15 protein-coding genes are annotated in these 13572 nt (G+C 69.0%); 9 read left to right on the plus strand and 6 right to left on the minus strand.

Features of this window, described 5'->3' with window-relative positions; genetic code table 11:
- Window positions 1-31 precede the first annotated feature (31 nt).
- The 3 genes from ACFXMV_RS17500 to ACFXMV_RS17510 all read left to right on the plus strand — a co-directional run bounded on the left by ACFXMV_RS17500 (window position 32) and on the right by ACFXMV_RS17510 (window position 2662).
- Window positions 32-988, plus strand: coding sequence for an HpcH/HpaI aldolase/citrate lyase family protein (locus ACFXMV_RS17500; RefSeq protein WP_378498175.1), 957 nt, complete (start codon window positions 32-34; stop codon window positions 986-988).
- 62 nt (window positions 989-1050) lie between these two features.
- The gene (locus ACFXMV_RS17505; RefSeq protein WP_378498176.1) at window positions 1051-1545 is read left to right on the plus strand and encodes a general stress protein; all 495 of its coding nucleotides are present in this window, start codon (window positions 1051-1053) and stop codon (window positions 1543-1545) included.
- 22 nt (window positions 1546-1567) lie between these two features.
- On the plus strand, window positions 1568-2662 hold the full coding sequence (locus ACFXMV_RS17510) for a winged helix DNA-binding domain-containing protein (protein ID WP_378498177.1): 1095 nt from the start codon (window positions 1568-1570) through the stop codon (window positions 2660-2662).
- Here the strand turns inward: ACFXMV_RS17510 and ACFXMV_RS17515 are convergent.
- Window positions 2646-3269 carry a hypothetical protein gene (locus tag ACFXMV_RS17515; RefSeq protein ID WP_378498178.1) on the minus strand — a complete coding sequence of 208 codons (624 nt, stop codon included), beginning with the start codon at window positions 3267-3269 and terminating at the stop codon, window positions 2646-2648. The genes ACFXMV_RS17510 and ACFXMV_RS17515 overlap by 17 nt on opposite strands.
- A gap of 68 nt (window positions 3270-3337) precedes the next feature.
- Here ACFXMV_RS17515 and ACFXMV_RS17520 point away from each other — a divergent pair, with 68 nt between their 5' ends.
- Both ACFXMV_RS17520 and ACFXMV_RS17525 read left to right on the plus strand, forming a co-directional pair.
- A complete protein-coding gene (locus tag ACFXMV_RS17520; RefSeq protein WP_378498179.1) occupies window positions 3338-4771 on the plus strand; it encodes a cellulase family glycosylhydrolase in 1434 nt (477 codons plus the stop codon).
- 58 nt (window positions 4772-4829) lie between these two features.
- On the plus strand, window positions 4830-5417 hold the full coding sequence (locus ACFXMV_RS17525) for a suppressor of fused domain protein (RefSeq protein ID WP_378498180.1): 588 nt from the start codon (window positions 4830-4832) through the stop codon (window positions 5415-5417).
- On the opposite strand, the gene corA is transcribed toward ACFXMV_RS17525, so the two are convergent.
- The gene (gene corA / locus ACFXMV_RS17530; protein WP_378498181.1) at window positions 5418-6491 is read right to left on the minus strand and encodes a magnesium/cobalt transporter CorA; all 1074 of its coding nucleotides are present in this window, start codon (window positions 6489-6491) and stop codon (window positions 5418-5420) included.
- Between the two features lie 120 nt (window positions 6492-6611).
- On the opposite strand from corA, the gene ACFXMV_RS17535 reads away from it, so the two are divergent.
- The 4 genes from ACFXMV_RS17535 to ACFXMV_RS17550 all read left to right on the plus strand — a co-directional run bounded on the left by ACFXMV_RS17535 (window position 6612) and on the right by ACFXMV_RS17550 (window position 9938).
- The gene (locus ACFXMV_RS17535) at window positions 6612-7466 is read left to right on the plus strand and encodes a PHP domain-containing protein (protein WP_378498182.1); all 855 of its coding nucleotides are present in this window, start codon (window positions 6612-6614) and stop codon (window positions 7464-7466) included.
- A gap of 13 nt (window positions 7467-7479) precedes the next feature.
- The gene (locus tag ACFXMV_RS17540; protein ID WP_378498183.1) at window positions 7480-8094 is read left to right on the plus strand and encodes a MarC family protein; all 615 of its coding nucleotides are present in this window, start codon (window positions 7480-7482) and stop codon (window positions 8092-8094) included.
- A gap of 4 nt (window positions 8095-8098) precedes the next feature.
- Window positions 8099-8413: a hypothetical protein gene (locus tag ACFXMV_RS17545; protein WP_378498184.1), complete on the plus strand. Its 315-nt coding sequence runs from the start codon at window positions 8099-8101 to the stop codon at window positions 8411-8413.
- Window positions 8414-8747: 334 nt separating this feature from the next.
- Window positions 8748-9938, plus strand: coding sequence for an NADP-dependent malic enzyme (locus ACFXMV_RS17550; protein ID WP_378498185.1), 1191 nt, complete (start codon window positions 8748-8750; stop codon window positions 9936-9938).
- An 81-nt stretch (window positions 9939-10019) separates the two neighbouring features.
- Here ACFXMV_RS17550 and ACFXMV_RS17555 read toward each other — a convergent pair whose 3' ends face one another.
- Genes ACFXMV_RS17555 through ACFXMV_RS17570 form a run of 4 tightly spaced genes read right to left on the minus strand, consistent with a single transcriptional unit; the run spans window position 10020 to window position 13531 of the window.
- Window positions 10020-10703, minus strand: coding sequence for an ABC transporter permease (locus ACFXMV_RS17555; protein WP_378498186.1), 684 nt, complete (start codon window positions 10701-10703; stop codon window positions 10020-10022).
- Window positions 10700-11419, minus strand: a complete 720-nt coding sequence (locus tag ACFXMV_RS17560; protein ID WP_378498187.1) for an ABC transporter permease — start codon at window positions 11417-11419, stop codon at window positions 10700-10702. The genes ACFXMV_RS17555 and ACFXMV_RS17560 overlap by 4 nt, the downstream gene beginning before the upstream one ends.
- Window positions 11419-12564 carry an ABC transporter ATP-binding protein gene (locus tag ACFXMV_RS17565; protein WP_378498188.1) on the minus strand — a complete coding sequence of 382 codons (1146 nt, stop codon included), beginning with the start codon at window positions 12562-12564 and terminating at the stop codon, window positions 11419-11421. Before ACFXMV_RS17565 ends, ACFXMV_RS17560 begins: the two co-directional genes overlap by 1 nt.
- A gap of 10 nt (window positions 12565-12574) precedes the next feature.
- Complete coding sequence (locus ACFXMV_RS17570) at window positions 12575-13531, minus strand: ABC transporter substrate-binding protein (RefSeq protein WP_378498189.1); 957 nt, start codon at window positions 13529-13531, stop codon at window positions 12575-12577.
- Between the last annotated feature and the right edge of the window lie 41 nt (window positions 13532-13572).

Raw genomic sequence — 13572 nt, forward strand, 5'->3', positions numbered from 1 at the left:
ATGGCCAGGCTAATTCACACTGGAGGTCCACATGCAGGTCACGCGCCCGCGCCGGTCGATCCTTGCCGTACCAGGCAGCAGCCGGAAGATGATCGACAAGGCCAAGGGGCTGCCAGCCGACGAGGTGTTCCTCGATCTCGAGGACGCGGTCGCACCGATCGCCAAGGCGCAGGCCAGGGCCGAGATCGTCGACGCACTGAACTCCGACGGGTGGGGCAACCAGATCCGGGTCGTCCGGGTCAACGACTGGACCACCGAGTGGACCCATGCGGATGTCATCGAGGTGGTCTCCGGGGCGGGGGCCCAGATCGATGCGATTCTGTTGCCGAAGGTGACCGACGCGAGCCACGTGCAGGCGCTCGATCTGCTGCTCACCCAGGTCGAGCGGGCGAACGGGCTGGAGATCGGTCGGATCGGTATCGAGGCGCAGATCGAGAACGCGATCGGGCTGACCAACATCAACGCCATCGCGACCGCGAGCCCGCGGGTGCAGACGCTGGTCTTCGGTCCCGCGGACTTCATGGCGAGCATCAACATGCGGACCCTGGTGGTCGGCGAGCAGCCGGAGGGATACGAGCCGGGGGATGCCTATCACCACATCCTGATGACGATCCTGATGGCGGCGCGGGCCCACGGGCTCGAGGCGATCGACGGACCGTATCTGCAGATCCGCGACGTCGATGCCTTCCGGCGCGCGGCGGGCCGGACCGCGGCGCTCGGCTTCGACGGCAAGTGGGTGCTCCATCCCGGCCAGATCGACGCCGCCAACGAGGTTTTCAGTCCCCGTCAGGCCGACTACGACCACGCGGAGATGATCCTCGAGGCGTACGAGTTCCACACCTCGGCCGCGGGCGGCGGGCGCGGTGCCGCGATGCTCGGCGACGAGATGATCGACGAGGCCAGCGCCAATATGGCACTGGTCGTCGCGGGCAAGGGCCGTGCGGCGGGCATGGCACGCACCACCCGGTTCGAACCGAAACCTCAGTAAGATGGACGTCGACGAGAGTGCAGTTCTCACGAGCGTCAATCACCGATGAGGGAGCACAGACGATGACCAATCCGCTCGCACAGCCGAATCGGCCCGGACGCGGCGGGCCGCTGCCGACCCCGCCGACCGGGTGGCCGATCGGCTCGTACCCGACCTACGCCGAGGCGCAGCACGCCGTCGATCACCTCTCGGATCAGGCCTTCCCGGTCGAGGACGTCACCATCGTCGGTGTCGATCTGATGCAGGTCGAGCGCGTTCTCGGACGCCTCACCTGGGCGAAAGTGATTGGTGGCGGAGTTGTTTCGGGAGCCTGGTTGGGTGTGTTCCTTGGCCTGCTGCTCGGGCTGTTCACCGACAGCCTCCTCGGTCCGCTCATCGCGGGCATCGTGGGCGGCATCATCTTCGGAGTGATCTCCACCACCATTCCGTACGCGGCCACGCGCGGTCAGCGGGATTTCGCGTCCACCATGCAGTTGGTGGCGGGACGCTATGACGTGTTGTGCGAGCCGAAGACCGCCGAGCGGGCCAGGGATCTGCTCGCCAAGCTGGCCATCTGACCACCCGGTGTTGCGAGAACGGTTGTCGCGCCGAGCCCTGAGCCGCGCGACGCTGGAACGGCAGCACCTGTTACGCCGCACCGGCGACAACGCGCTCGAGGTGATCGGGCACCTGTACGGCCTGCAGGCGCAGGCGCCGATGGCGCCCTACTTCGCGTTGTGGGCTCGTCTCAAGGGATTTCGGCCGGCGGACCTGTCCTCGTTGATCGAGAACCGTGATGTCGTCCGGATCGTGGTGATGCGCGGCACGGTGCATGCGGTCACCGCGGCGGATGCCCTGGCGCTGCGACCGTGGGTACAGCCGATCATGGATGCGGACCTGCGGACGAACACCCTGCACAAGAACGGCCTCGTCGGGATGGACCTCGCGGCGTTGGCGGACTGGAGTCGGGCGACGCTCGAGCACACCCCGCTGAGCATGGCCGAGCTGCGACCGCTGCTGGCCGAGCGTTGGCCGGACCGCGACCCGGTGGCGCTCGCGCATGGGGTCCGGAACCTGCTCCCACTCGTGCAGGTCCCCCCGAGGGGGATCTGGGGCCGGTCTGGTCAGCCGGTCTGCACCACCCTGGAGCGGTGGACGGACGCGCCGCTGTCCGAATCGCAACCGGACGAGATGATCCTTCGCTACCTGGCGGCCTACGGCCCGGCGTCGGCCGCGGACGCCCAGGCATGGTCCGGACTGACCAGGCTGGGGGAGGTATTCGACCGACTCCGCCCCAGGTTGCGGGTGTTCGTTGACGAGGACGGCGCCGAACTGTTCGATCTGCCCGACGCAGCGCGGCCGGACGCGGCCGGCAGCCTGCCGCCACGGATCCTGGCACCGTACGACAGTGTCCTGCTGGGCCACGCGAACCGGAGCCGGGTGCTCGCGGACGAGCACCGCAAGGTGGTGTTCACCGCAAACGGGATCATCAAGCCGACTGTCATGGTCGGTGGCCAGGTCGCCGGATTCGTCACGGTCACCGCCAAGAAGCGTTCTGCGGCCGTCGAGATCGCGACATTCGCACCGCTCGCGAAGGGTGCCACGTCGGCGCTTGAGGCCGAAGCGCAGCGCCTGCTGGCATTCGCGCATCCCGGCGCCGAGACTCACGATGTTCGGTTCACGGCAGCGGGCTGACGGCCTCCGCAATCGGCGACTCATCCACTGCGGGAACACCATTCGACGATTCCTTTGCCGGTCGACGATCCGCTGCCGCTCGTGCGATCGCCTGCGCCGCGCCGACGAACAGCCCGACGATCGCACCCCAGAGCAGCGACATGAGCGCGCCGCCGAGGAGCGAGGCCAGGTAGGCGCCCGGGCCCTCCTGCAGCACGAAGCTCAGGTACACGGTGCGGATCAGGTTGCCTACGAGGACGCCGATCACGGTGGCGCCCAGGCCGGCCGCGAAGGCTCGCCCGGCCCCGCCGCCCGGGTGCCTGCGCGCGGAATTGACCAACCGCATCCAGACGACGGCGATCATCACCAGCGCGGCGGCGCAATCGACCAGCCAGTAGGCGGTGGTCGTCTCGCCGAGCGGGGACAGCCGCAGCGTCGGGATGGCGAACGGCAGACCGATCGCGCTCGGCACGAGCAACTCCGGCAGCTGCGTCAGGACGGCGCCGGTGATCGACCAGGCCCCGCACAGGGCGGAGATGGCGGCGAGCGTCACGACGCCGGGCCATGGGGCCGGCAAACGGGTATCGACCTGTGGATTCACCGAAACAGCAGCGCTGGCGTCAGGCATGTCGCAACATTATCGGGAGCGAACAGACCAAGCGTCCAGAATCATCAAGAAAGTCGAGTGTGAAGCGCGTGCGGCAAATCAGAGTGGTGTCCCTCATCGCGGCCGGTGCGCTCGTCCTCGCCGGCGGCGTCGGAGCGGTGCTGCGATCCGATCCCGCGCCCTCTGCGTCCTCAGCGGCGTTCCTCACCGACGACCAGGGGCGCTCGCTCATCCTTCGAGGGTTCAACACGGCGTCAAGCGCGAAGAGCACCCCGGACGGCATGCCCGACTTCACCGAGGCCGACCTCGAACGCGAGCACGCCGACATGGGCACCAACTTCGTCCGGTTCCTGATCTCCTGGCGCTCGGTCGAGCCCCAGCCCGGGGTCTACAGCCAGGAGTACCTGGACCGAGTCGAGGAGCGCATCGGCTGGTACGCGGACCGCGGGTACCACGTCATGCTGGACATGCACCAGGACCTCTGGTCGGGAGCGATCACCCCGGATGGCAAGACCGGCAACGGCGCACCGGCGTGGGCCACCTACATGGACGGGTTGGCGGTCGGCTCGCACGACATGTGGGAGCAGTACTACCTGGACCCGGGCGTGATCCGGGCCTTCGACAACTTCTGGAACACCACCGGCGATCACCCCGAACTCTCCGAGCACTACGCGAACGCGTGGCGCGCGGTGGCCGAGCGGTTCGCCGACAACCCCGCCGTCGTCGCGTACGACCTGATGAACGAGCCCTACGGCGGCACCCTGCAGGGTCCCGTCTTCGAGGCCGGGCCGCTGACCGCGCTCTACCAGAAGTCGGCCGACGCGATCCGGGCCGTCGACCAGGACACCTGGGTGTGCGTGGCGCCGCAGGCGATGGGCGTCAACTGGGGCAGCCCGAGCGGCCTCGGTGCGATCGACGACAACCGCGACGGCGACCCGCGAATTGCCTACTGCCCGCACATCTATCCGCTTCCGATGGATCTCGGCGGCGGCTACGAGGGCACCTCCCGCGACCTGGTCGACGCGACGGTCTCCGCGTGGCGCGGCAACACCCTGCGCACCGCGGCGGCCCTGGGCGACGTCCCGATCATCCTGGGGGAGTTCGGCCTCGACACCACGCTCCCGGGGGCGCTCGACTACGTCGACCGGGTGTACGCCACGGCCGCCGAGATCGGCGCGGGTGTCGCCTACTGGTCGCGGGACGACGGCAGCTGGGGGCCGTACGAGGAGGACGGCTCGGCGCGCAACCTGGTGCCCGCGCTCGACCACCCGTACCCCCGCGCGATCGCGGGCACCCCGACGCACTGGTCCGCGGACCCGGATCGGCTCGAGCTGACCTTCCGCCCCGATCCCGAGATCGCCGCGCCGACCGAGGTCTATCTGCCCCGGCGCACCTTTCCCTCGGGTGCCAGGGTGGACGGCGGCGCCGAGGTGCTGTCCTGGAACGAGGAGACGCGGATCCTCTCGCTGCGCGGCCACGAGTCGGCGGATGGGGTGACCGTCACGCTCACCCCCGCTCCCTGATCGGTGCGCGGCAACATCCCCCGAGGCTCCGCCCGTGACGTGGGTGTTAGATGGACGGGTGAGTGACAGCGTCATCGAGTCCGTCCGCGCGCACCTCACCGAGCGGATCGGTGGGCCCCCACCGTCCGCTGCCTCCGTCACCTTCCTCGGGCTCGAACCGCTGGAGGTACTGCGCTTTCCTGCCGACGCCGACGACCTGGTCAGGTACGTCTCGCTCGGCTGTTCGCGGCACCCGATGGGTGATCCCGGCGAGGCGATCGCGGATCCGGTCCGTGGGCCCCGCGCGGAGCTGATGCTGACCCTGCGCGGTGGCGTCGGCGTGGCCTCCGGGGTGCACAAGACGCTGGCGATCCTGGCCGCGGCGCCCGCGGTGGAGGGCGTTGTCCTCACCGTCGACGGTCTGCTCGATGTGGGTGAGCCGCTGTGGAAGGGCGCGCCGTTCACCGCGATGCTGCTGGGGGAGGGCGACGTCGAGGACCTCGAGCTGCCCGAGCCCGCCGATCCGGTCCGTTTCCTCGCCGCGGTACCGATCACCGGCACCGAGGCGGCCTGGGTGCGGCTGCGCGGTGCCGCGGCGCTGCGGGAGGCGTGGGCGGAGGCCGGGATCGATGTGCGTGACCCGGAGCGCGGCGCCGCCGCGCTGTAGTCAGAGCCAGTGGTTGCGGCGGAAGGTGACGAACAGTCCGGTGCACACGGTCGCGATCAGCGCGACCACCAGGTAGTAACCGTAGCTCCAGCGCAGCTCCGGCATGTGGTCGAAGTTCATCCCGTAGATGCCTGCGATCATCGTCGGCACCGCGGCGATCGCGACCCACGCCGAGATCTTGCGCATGTCGGTGTTCTGCTGCACGGCCACCTTGGCCAGGGCCGCCTCGACGAGGGTGCTGAGCACCTCGTCGAACTCGGCGATGCGCTCGGCGACGATGGTGTGATGGTCCTGCACGTCGCGCAGGTAGCGTCGAACCTCTTTCGGCACACCGGTTGTGGTGTCCTGACTCAGCCGCTGCAGCGGACTGGCGAGCGGGTTCACCGACTTGCGTAGCTCGACGATCTCCCGCTTGAGCAGGTAGATCTGCTCGATGGCCACCCGGGTGCGGGGGCTGAAGACCTCCTCCTCCATGAGATCGACGTCCTTCTCGACGGATTCGGTCACCGCGAGGTACTGGTCGACCACGTGGTCGGCGATGGCGTGCAGCACCGCCGACGGCCCGAGCGCGAGCCGTCCGGGGTTCGCCTCCATCAGCGCGCGCACCCCTGCCAGCCCGGAATGCTCGCCGTGCCGGACGGTGACCACGAAGTCGGCGCCGACGAAGATCATGATCTCGCCGGTCTCGACCACCTCGTTGGCGGTGTTGATCGACTCGTGCTCAACGTAATTCACGGTCCGGAGCACCAGGAACAGCACGTCGTCGTATAGCTCGAGTTTGGGTCGCTGATGGGCGTGCACTGCATCCTCGACCGTCAGCTCGTGCAGCCCGAAAACCTCTGCCACGCTACCCATCTGATGCTCATCTGGGGCATGCAGACCGACCCAGGCGAAGCCCCTGCCCCTGGCGCGGACCTCGGCAAGCGCCGCCGAGTGGGTGAACTTTCCCGGCAGCCGCTCGCCGTCGATGTACACGGCGCAGTCCACGATGGCCCTGGCGGTCGGGACGGGAATCCGAACCGGTGGGGCCGCGGGCGGCCTGCGGGTCGGGCGCAACGACGGCATGGACGGCACGGCAGTCACTCCCTCTCGGTCCCGGCAATGATCTTCGATCAATCCTAGCCCGGCCGTCCGGTGTGGCCGCCGCACCGCGAGATGTCGGGCCCGCCGCCCGCAGCCTGAGACAATGACCTGGTGCGCATCGACCTCCACACCCACTCCACCGCCTCGGACGGGACCGACAGCCCCGCGGACCTGGTGCGCCGCGCCGCGGACGCCGGCCTCGACGTGGTGGCGCTGACGGACCACGACACCACCGCCGGCTGGGCGGAGGCCGCCGCCGCACTGCCGCCCGGGCTGCGCCTGGTGCGTGGGATGGAGATGTCCTGCGAAGGCCGGGGCGAGGACGGAAAACCGGTCGCGGTGCACCTGCTGGCCTACCTGTTCGACCCGGCGAACGCGGCCTTCGCGGCCGAACGTGAACGGTTGCGGTCCGAGCGGACGTCGCGGTTGCGAGCGATGGCGGAGAAGATGGCCCTCGATGGGCTGCCAGTGGACGCGGACGAGGTGATGGCGGCAGCGGGGCCAGCGGCCGGGCGCCCGCACCTGGCGCAGGCGCTCGTCGCTGCTGGAGTGGTCGGGTCGGTCGACGAGGCCTTCCGCGACCTGCTCAAGACCGGCGGCCGCTACTACGTGCACAAGGTGGACACCCCGCTGCCCGAAGCGGTGCGGATGGTGGCCGACGCAGGTGGCGTCAGCGTGATCGCGCACGGGCGGGCGGCCAGTCGGGGACGCCTGCTCGCGATGGAGCAGATCGGTGAACTCGTCGTCGACGGACTGTCCGGCGTCGAGATCGATCACCACGACCACCTCCCCGCGGACCGGGAGATCCTCGCCGGGATCGCCCGCGAGCACGACCTCATCGTGACCGGGTCTTCGGACTACCACGGCGTCAACAAGTCGGTGACCCTCGGCGAATTCGTCACCGCACCCGACGAGTTCGACCGGATCGTGGCCACGGCGTCCGGCGTCGACGTGATCTCGGGATGAGGGAGGTGCGCTGATGTCCTTCGACACGACCCTGTACCTGACGGCGGTGATCACGCTCTTCGTGATCATGGACCCGCCGGGCGCGATCCCCGTCTTCCTGTCCCTGGTCGGCCGCAAGAGCAAGGAGGCGCGCAACAAGGCCGCGTGGCAGGCGCCCGCGGTCTCGTTGGCGGTCATCACGGTGTTCGCGATCGGCGGCCAGGCGATCCTCAACTATCTGCACATCGGGATCCCCGCCCTGCAGGGCGCGGGCGGACTGCTGCTGTTGCTGATCGCGCTGGAGCTGCTGACCGGCAGGGACGCCAATCAGCCGAAGGGCGCGGAGGACGTCAACGTCGCGCTGGTGCCGCTCGGGACGCCGCTGATGGCGGGACCGGGTGCGATCGCGGCGGTGATCGTTTTCGTGAACCAGGCCGAGGGGCATTCGGGTGCCCCGCTGGCGGTGGGGTTGGCGATTCTGACGATTCACCTCATCCTGTTTGTGGTGCTGCGGTTCTCCACGGCGCTGATCCGGCTGCTGGGCGAGAGCGGCATCACGCTGCTCGCCCGGATCGCCGGGCTCCTGCTGGCCGCGATCGCGGTGCAGCTCATTGCGGACTCGGTTCGCGGATTCATCGCAGGTGGGTAGGGACGTGTCGGTCGACGAGTACGAGGACCAGGCCGCGAGCAGCGGGGCGGTCGCACGCGGCTTGCGGGCGCTCAGTGGTGTCGTCGCGGCGGGCGTGGTGGTGCTGGCGCTGGTCGTTGTCGTCGCGTCGTACCTCGGCGGTGAGCGCGGGTTCCCTGGCCCGGGACGGGTTTCGGTCGGCGCGCACATCGTGGCCGCCGTGCTGGTGTTGCTGTCGCAGCGAGTGGCAGATCATCGACGGGGTGTCGCGGGCATCTTCGGCTCGGTGGGAGTGTTCTTCATCACAGGATTGTTGCTCTGGACCCAGTGGTGGCGTTAGCTCACCCAAAAAGCTACTCACCGGTGAGATTTGCGTGCGGTGAGGCCGCGGTGGCACACTTGTTGCACTTCGCGCCGGTGCTACCCCCCGGTAACGGAGAGAAAGTCGGATTCACCAGCGGCAGATTTCGCGCCCGGGCTCACCCCGCCTGGCGCCTTCACGCTTCCGAAGTGAGTGCAGTAGCCCGTAGACCAATCGGGAATTGATCGTGCACCCTCGGTTAGCCTCACCCTCATCTCGACCAAAACCTGCGGCTGCGTCGAAATCGACCTCGGCGCTGCTACTTCCCAGTAACCCGCCCCCGAGTGGGAGCGGCATGAGTAGGAGTGCAATCGTGTCTCTTGTGTCTGAAGCAACCACACCGAAGAAGGTTGAGCTGACCGACGAAGAGATCTTCGCGGGCCACATCGGCGGCAAGCTCTCTGTCGAGACGACTGCCCCCCTCGATACTCAGCGCGCGCTGTCGATCGCGTACACGCCGGGCGTGGCGCAGGTCAGCCGCGCGATCGCAGCGGACGAGTCGCTGGCCGACCGCTACACGTGGACCAGCCGCCTGGTCGTCGTGGTCAGCGACGGCTCCGCGGTGCTCGGCCTCGGCGACATCGGGCCCAAGGCCTCGCTGCCCGTCATGGAGGGCAAGTCCGCGCTGTTCAAGAACTTCGCGGGCCTCAACTCGATCCCGCTCGTGCTCGACACCAAGGATCCCGACGAGATCGTCGAGACGCTGATCCGCCTGCGTCCGAGCTTCGGCGCCGTCAACCTCGAGGACATCTCGGCGCCGCGCTGCTTCGAGATCGAGAAGCGCGTCATCGAGGCCCTCGACTGCCCCGTCATGCACGACGACCAGCACGGCACCGCCATCGTCGCGCTGGCCGCGCTCAAGGGTGCGGTCAAGGTCCAGGATCGCGACATCACCAAGCTGCGCGTGGTGGTCTCCGGTGCGGGCGCGGCCGGAGTGGCCTGCACGAACATCCTGCTCGCCGCCGGCATCGCGGACATCACCGTTATCGACTCCAAGGGCATCGTCTCCGCCGGCCGCGGCGACCTCAACGAGATCAAGGTCGACCTGGCGGCCCGCACCAACCCGGCAGGCCGCACCGGCGGGCTGGCCGAGGCCCTCGACGGAGCCGACGTGTTCCTCGGCGTGTCCGCAGGCGTCGTGCCGGAGGAGATCATCGCGACGATGGCCCCCGAGGCGATCATCTTCGCGATGTCCAACCCGGACCCGGAGATCCACCCGGACATCGCGCACAAGCACGCCGCGATCGTCGCGACCGGCCGCAGCGACTTCCCGAACCAGATCAACAACGTGCTGGCATTCCCCGGTGTGTTCAAGGGCGCGCTCGACGCGGGCGCCCGCCGCATCACGGAGGGCATGAAGCTCGCCGCGGCCGAGGCGATCCTGTCCGTCGTCGCCGACGAGCTGGCTGTCGACAAGATCGTGCCGAGCCCGCTCGATCCGCGGGTGGCCCCCGCGGTCGCCGAGGCCGTCGCGGCCGCCGCGCGCGCCGAGGGCGTCGTCTAGTCGCAACTCCACTCAGGTGAGGGGAACCCAGAGCCGGTCTGACCGGGCGAGGGTTCCCCTCATCCGTTTCTGGGTGGGTGGTCAGCTGAGCGACGGGCTGCGGCGCAGTCGGCCGGTGCCGGGCACCGAGGCCCACACCGCGAGGGCGAGGATGCCGTCGATGACCAGGGCCAGCGCCGCGACCAGGATCGCACCCACCAGGACCCGGGCGTAGTCGCCCAGTGCGAGGCCGTCGAACATGTACCGTCCCAGCCCGCCGAGGTTCACGTAGGCGGCGACGGTGGCGGTGGCGACGATCTGCAGCGTCGCGTTGCGCAGCCCGCCGACGATCAGCGGCAGCGCGTTCGGGACCTCGACCCGGCCGAGCACCTGTGCCTCCGTCATCCCCATCGACCGCGCGGCATCGACCACGACGGCGTCCACGTTCGCGACACCCGCGTAGGTGCCGGCCAGGATCGGCGGGATCCCGAGCAGCACCAGCGCGATGATCGGCGGCACCAGCCCGAGCCCCAGGAGCAGCACCAGGAAGGTCAGCACGCCAAGGGTTGGCAGCGAGCGGAGCGAGTTGACCAGCCCGACAAGGACGGCGTCGCCCCTGCGGAAGTGGCCGATGAGCAGGCCGAGCGGGATCGCGATGACCGCGGAGACGGCCACCGCCAGCAGGCTGTACCAGAGGTGCTCGATGATGCGGGCCCCGATCCCGGTGGGGCCGGACCAGTTCGACGGGTCGGCGATGTAGTCGAAGGCGGCGCCGAAGAGGTTCATGCGGGACCCTCGGTAGCTCGAAGAGCGGCCTTCGGCGCAGCGGCGCGCAGTACCGCGGCCGGTTCGTCGGCCTTGCGGCTGCGCGCCGTCCTGGTCCAGGGCGTCAGCAGCCGGCCGGCGATGTACAGCAGACCGTCGATCACCAACGCCAGGAAGACGATTGCGATGATGCCGGCCAGGATCTGGTCCGGGTAGTCGCGCTGGTAGCCCTTGGTGAACAGCTCGCCCAGCCCGCCGATGCCGATCAGCGAGCCCACCGATACCAGCGAGATGTTGGTGACGGCGACCACCCGGATGCTGGAGATCAGGACCGGGATGGCCAGCGGCAGTTCGACGGTGAGCGCGCGGCGCAGCGGGGTGAAGCCCATCGCGGTGGCCGAGTCGATCACCGATTCGGGCACCGAGTCGAGGGCCTCGGGCACCGCGCGCACCAGCAGCGCCGTCGAATAGATCGACAGCGCGATCACCACGTTCAGCTCGTCGAGGATGCTCAGGCCGAGCAGGGGCGGGATGGTCACGAACAGCGCCAGCGAGGGGATGGTGAACGCGAGAGAGGCCATCGTCATGGCGGTCTTGCGCAGCCACGGCAGGTTTCGGATGGCGACGCCGACCGGCACCGCGATCAACAGCCCGATCAACAGCGGCAGCAGCGCGAGGTAGAGGTGCGTCTTCGCGAGGTCGACAACCTGCGAGAAGTTGTCGATCAACCAGCGCATCAGCCGGCCGTCTCGCCGTTGAAGTAGTGCCGGTTGCGTGCGCGGTCCTCGGCCTGCCGCTGATCCGCGAGCTTGCGGATCACCTCGGATCCGTACACCCCGCCCACCACCGAGCCGGATTCGTCCACCGCGACGCCGATTCCGGACGGCGACGAGATCGCGGCGTCCAGCGCCTGCCGCAGGTCCCCGCCGCGAACGAACAGGGATCCGCCTGCGGAGGTGCTCTCGGCCAGTGAGTTGCCCGCCCGGATGCCCTCGACGCCGGTGACGTCGATCCAGCCGCGCGGCGACCCTTTCTCGGTGACCACGAGCACCCACTCGCCCTGGTCGAGCCGCAGTGTGGCGAGTTCGGATTCGACCGCGGTGCGGATCTCGTGCAGGGGCACCTCGTCCGCAGGCCGGAACGACAGGCCCCGGTACCCGCGATCGCGACCCACGAAGGCTGCCACGAAATCCGTTGCGGGGGAGGCGAGCACGCTCTGCGGATCGGCGTACTGCTGGAGCCTGCCGTGCGGGCCGAACACCGCGACGCGGTCGCCCAGCCGGACCGCCTCGTCGATGTCGTGGGTGACGAACACGATGGTCTTCCGCATCTCGGCCTGCAGGCGCTGCATCTCGGCCTGCAGGTCCTCCCGAACCACCGGGTCCACGGCGCTGAACGGCTCGTCCATCAGCAGGATCGGCGGATCGGCCGCCAGGGCCCTGGCGACGCCGACCCGCTGCTGTTGTCCGCCGGAGAGCTGGGACGGGTAGCGGGTGGCCAACGCCGGGTCGAGCCCGACGCGGTCGAGCACCTCGAGCGCTGCCGAACGGGCGGCCCGACGCGAATCCCCGCGCAGCACAGGCACGGTGGCGACGTTGTCGATCACGGTTCGGTGCGGCAGCAGCCCCGCACTCTGGATCACATAGCCGATGCCGAGTCGGAGCTTGACGGGGTCGGTGCGGGTGACGTCCTCGCCGTTCACGAGCACCTTGCCTGAGGTGGGCGTGATCATCCGGTTGATCATCCGCATGGAGGTGGTTTTGCCGCAGCCGGACGGTCCGACGAACACCGTGAAGGACTCCGGTTCGATGACCAGGTCGAGGGTGTCGACCGCGGTGGTGCCGTCCGGGTAGCGCTTGGTGACCGACTCGAAGGAGATCAAGGCCTACCGCCTACGACACCGGCTTGTCGAGGCCCTGAGCCGTGACCCACTGCGAGGCTGCGGCCGCGGGCTCGGTCTTGGTGTCGCCGGACACCGAATCGTTCAGGGCGACAAGCTCGTCGGTGGTCAGTTTGGCGGATACCGCGTTCAGCACCGCGGTCAGCTTCTCGGACTGCTTGTTCGCACGTAGCACCGGGACCACGTTCTGGGCCGGGAAGTTGTTCTTCGGGTCGCTCAGCACCACGAAGTCGTTCTTGGCGATCGCGGGCGAGGTGGTGAAGATGTTCGCCGCAGTGACCTGGCCGGAGGCCAGGGCGGCCACCGTGGCCGGTCCGCCGCCGTCCGCGATCGGGACGAAGTTCTGCGGGCTGATCACGAGGCCGTAGTCGGCGGCGAGCCCGGGCAGTCCTCCCGCGCGTTCCTGGAACTCGGCTGGCGCGCCGAACTTCACCTCGGCGGAGTGGGGCGCCAGGTCCGCGATCGAGGTCAGTTGCCACTTGTCCGCGGTCTCCCTGGTGACGACCACCGCGTCCTTGTCCTCGGCGGGAGCCGGTGTGGTGATCGCCAGGTCAGGGCCGAGCGCGGCGGGCAGGGCCGCGTCCACGTCGGCGGCGGTGGTGGCGGTCGTGTCCTTGTCCAGGTACTGCAGCAGGTTGCCGGTGTAGTCGGGGATCACGTCGATGGACCCGTCCTTGACCGCGGGGATGTAGGTCTCCCTGCTGCCGATGTTCAGCTTCGTCCGCACGTCGAAGCCGTTGGCCTTCAACGCCTCCGCATAGATGTTCGCCACCGTCTCCGACTCGGGGAAGTTCGCGGAGCCGATCACGACCGAGTTCGGATCCGAGGTCCCGCCACCGCCGCTGCTGAGAGGGTCGGAGTTGCCGCCGCAGGCGGCGAGTGCGGCGACCGTGGAAACCGTCAGTGCGACCGTGAACAAGCGGGTGGAGCGGCGTGCGGAGAACCTCATGGCGTCCTTCCATCTGGTTGCTGCGGCGTCAACAAGCCGGA

Origin of the sequence: Rhodococcus sp. NPDC059179 (assembly GCF_042754885.1) — a bacterium.
Lineage (GTDB): Bacteria > Actinomycetota > Actinomycetes > Mycobacteriales > Mycobacteriaceae > Rhodococcus_G.

Excerpts from the sequence above, each read along its gene's own strand:
- ACFXMV_RS17555 (WP_378498186.1), bottom strand. The coding sequence starts at position 10,703 with ATGAACCTCTTCGGCGCCGCCTTCGACTACATCGCCGACCCGTCGAAC.
- ACFXMV_RS17505 (WP_378498176.1), top strand. The coding sequence starts at position 1,051 with ATGACCAATCCGCTCGCACAGCCGAATCGGCCCGGACGCGGCGGGCCG.
- ACFXMV_RS17500 (WP_378498175.1), top strand. The coding sequence starts at position 32 with ATGCAGGTCACGCGCCCGCGCCGGTCGATCCTTGCCGTACCAGGCAGC.
- ACFXMV_RS17515 (WP_378498178.1), bottom strand. The coding sequence starts at position 3,269 with ATGCCTGACGCCAGCGCTGCTGTTTCGGTGAATCCACAGGTCGATACC.
- ACFXMV_RS17560 (WP_378498187.1), bottom strand. The coding sequence starts at position 11,419 with ATGCGCTGGTTGATCGACAACTTCTCGCAGGTTGTCGACCTCGCGAAG.
- ACFXMV_RS17540 (WP_378498183.1), top strand. The coding sequence starts at position 7,480 with ATGTCCTTCGACACGACCCTGTACCTGACGGCGGTGATCACGCTCTTC.
- ACFXMV_RS17570 (WP_378498189.1), bottom strand. The coding sequence starts at position 13,531 with ATGAGGTTCTCCGCACGCCGCTCCACCCGCTTGTTCACGGTCGCACTG.